Source organism: Bartonella queenslandensis AUST/NH15, assembly GCF_000312585.1.
Classification (GTDB): Bacteria; Pseudomonadota; Alphaproteobacteria; order Rhizobiales; family Rhizobiaceae; genus Bartonella; species Bartonella queenslandensis_A.
Genome location: NZ_HE998005.1, coordinates 32,452 through 35,735 on the forward strand (window position 1 = coordinate 32,452; position 3,284 = coordinate 35,735).

Consider the following 3,284-nt stretch of genomic DNA (forward strand, 5'->3'; position numbering starts at 1 on the left):
TTGTTTAGAACAAGAGGGGAGAACATGTATAAAATTTTTTCAAATTGATATAATTTTCTGTTCATGTTCTAATTACAACATTTATTTTTATGTTATTGACTTTTAATAAAAAAGTTTACTCATAAAAATTTTTATTAAATAAATCTTATACAATAATTTCTTACTTATTGTGGAAATTTTTGTTCTAATATTATGTCTGATAAAATGAATTTACCTTTTGATAAAGAACATATTGAGCCAATAGAGCTACGTTCTGCTTTACAGGAACGCTATTTGGCTTATGCGCTTTCTACGATTACACATCGTGCATTGCCCGATGTTCGTGATGGATTGAAACCTGTCCATCGGCGGATTGTTCATGCGATGCGTCTTCTCAAACTGAATCCTGGACAGTCTTATGCGAAATGTGCGCGGATTGTCGGTGATGTCATGGGAAAATTTCATCCTCATGGGGATGCATCTATTTACGATGCTTTGGTGCGCTTGGCTCAAAGTTTTGCGGTTCGTTATCCGTTGGTTGATGGACAAGGCAATTTTGGTAATATTGATGGTGATAATGCTGCAGCTATGCGTTATACGGAAGCACGCATGACTGAAGTGGCTGCGTTGTTGCTTGAGGGAATCAATGAAAACGCTATTGATTTTCGTTTGACCTATAATGAAGAAGATGAAGAGCCTGTTGTTCTACCAGGTGCTTTCCCTAATCTTTTAGCCAATGGTTCTTCAGGCATTGCTGTTGGTATGGCAACATCTATTCCTCCCCACAATGTTGCTGAGCTCTGTGATGCGGCGCTGCATTTGATTGCACATCCTGATACGCGTGATGAGGATTTAAATCAATTTGTGCAGGGACCTGATTTTCCAACTGGTGGTATTTTGGTTGAGCCTAAAAAGAGTATTGAGGAATCTTATCGTATAGGGCGGGGTTTTTTTCGATTGCGTTCACGTTGGCATCAGGAAACTGGTAGCCGTGGTTCTTATGTGATTGTCGTGACTGAAATTCCCTACCAAGTTCAAAAGTCACGTCTTATTGAAAAAACTGCGGAATTATTGCTTGCGCGGCGCTTACCAATGCTTGAGGATATTCAAGATGAATCAGCAGAAGATATCCGCATTGTGCTTGTTCCTAAAAATCGGTCGGTTGATCCTGAGCTGCTTATGGAATCCCTTTTTAAACTGACTAATTTTGAAGTAAGATTTCCTCTTAATCTTAATGTTCTCTCTTTGGGTAAAATACCGAATGTTCTCTCGCTGCGAGAAAGTTTGCAGCAATGGCTTGAACATCGTCAAGAAGTGCTTATTCGACGCTCTCATTATCGGCTTGAGCAAATTGATAGCCGATTAGAAATTCTTCATGGGTATCTTATTGCTTATGTGAATCTCGATGAGGTCATCCAGATTATTCGTGAAGAGGATGAACCGAAAAAGAAGATGATTCATCGTTTTGAATTAACAGAAAATCAAGCAGAAGCTATTCTTAATATGCGCTTACGTTCTTTACGGAAGCTTGAAGAATTTGAAATCCGTAAGGAATTTGAAACTCTTAAAGCTGAAAAAGAAAAATTGCAGAATTTGTTAGATTCTTCTGTAAAACAATGGAAAATAATTTCAGAAGAAATTAAAAAAGTTCGCAAAACTTTTGGTCCTGAAACGCTCTTAGGAAAAAGGCGTACAACGTTTGAAGAAGCCCCAAGACATGATCTTGATGATATTCAACAAGCGATGATCGAAAAAGAACCGGTTACTGTTGTTATTTCTGAAAAGGGGTGGATGCGTGCTTTGAAGGGGCATTTAAACGATTACAAAGCGCTTTCTTTTAAAGAAGGAGACGGTTTAAAGTTAGCATTTCCGGCATTTACGACCGACAAGATTGTGCTGATAAGTACTGGTGGAAAGTTTTTCACTATTGGTGCTAATAGTTTGCCTGGAGGACGGGGACATGGGGAACCCATTCGTCTTTTAGTTGATATGGATGATGAGCATGATGTTTTTACAGCTTTTGTACATCATGCAGAAGAAAAATTGCTCTTGGTTTCATCTTATGGAAATGGCTTTATCGTTCCTTCTGCAGAAGTGATTGCCAATACACGAAAAGGCAAGCAAGTAATGAATGTGAAATCTCCTGATAAGGTAAAGCTTTGTGTTCCGGTCAATGGTGATCATGTTGCTGTCGTTGGTGAAAATCGCAAAATGCTTATTTTTTCTATTGAACAAATACCAGAAATGAATCGTGGTAAAGGGGTTCGTTTACAACGTTACAAAGAGGGTGCTATTGTTGATGCTAAGACTTTTAATTTATCAGAAGGCTTAAGTTGGCAAGATACAGCTGAGCGTATCTTTAACCGTCAAGCTGATGATCTTATTGAATGGATGGGAACGCGTGCAGGCGTTGGACGTCTGGTTCCAAAAGGGTTTCCAAAATCAGGAAAATTTATCAATTAAATAATAGACGTTTTTATTCCAAGCCTATAAAAGTGTAAAGAAAAATGCTTATGTGTTTTTTATTATATGGATAATGTATTGATTTATATTAATAATTTAATTTCATCTTAAATGAAAGACTCTAATATCCATAGGTTTTCTTATTTCATTTGTATTCATGTTAAAATAGTCAAAATGATCTGCTTGCACATCACAAGTGGGTTGGTGTTGTCGATGGAAATTTATAAAGAAAGGAATCAAAGATGTCTTTTATGGGCTGTCTCAAGTGCCAAGAGTTGTTGTAACATTGAGAACTGAATTCTCAATATGATAGACTGATATACTTCATAAGTGTGAGGATGATAGAATGGTTTTTATACACTTTATTGTTTTACCATCATATTATCCACGGGGTGCTATCGTGAAATGGGTTTATGTTTTGAGACGTGTATTTTTTAAAATAAATACGTGAATATTTAACACAAGAGTATCCTTAGAGGTATTCTGTTTTGTGTGATAGGTATACCTTTCTTGTTCAAGAGAGGTGTTATTCGTCTTGCTCGTAACAATGTCTATTCGTTAGGATTATGATGATATTGCCTAAAGAGATGACCACGTTCAGCCCATAAGACAAGCAGAATAGCAATGAGACTTAGAAAGAAAAATCCTGCTGAGTTTGGGATAGTTGTTTCATCAAATTGTTGGGCAATAAAAAAGCTTAGTCCTGCACCGATAGATGTTTGGAGAAAGCCGGATACAGAAGAGGCTGTTCCAGCAATTTCCCCCACAGATTCGAGAGCGAGTGTATTGAAATTGGCCATGATTCCACCGCAGGTAAACATTAATATACAATATAATGTCAT

General features: G+C 37.2%; 1 protein-coding gene and 1 pseudogene. One reads left to right on the forward strand and one right to left on the reverse strand.

Annotated elements, in window-relative coordinates:
* Positions 1–192: 192 nt before the first annotated feature.
* Positions 193–2,442, forward strand: a complete 2,250-nt coding sequence (gene parC, locus BN338_RS06475) for a DNA topoisomerase IV subunit A (protein ID WP_039760226.1) — start codon at positions 193–195, stop codon at positions 2,440–2,442.
* 551 nt (positions 2,443–2,993) lie between these two features.
* On the opposite strand, the pseudogene BN338_RS06480 reads toward parC, so the two are convergent.
* Positions 2,994–3,284 (reverse strand): annotated as a pseudogene (locus BN338_RS06480) (multidrug effflux MFS transporter); the annotation flags it as partial.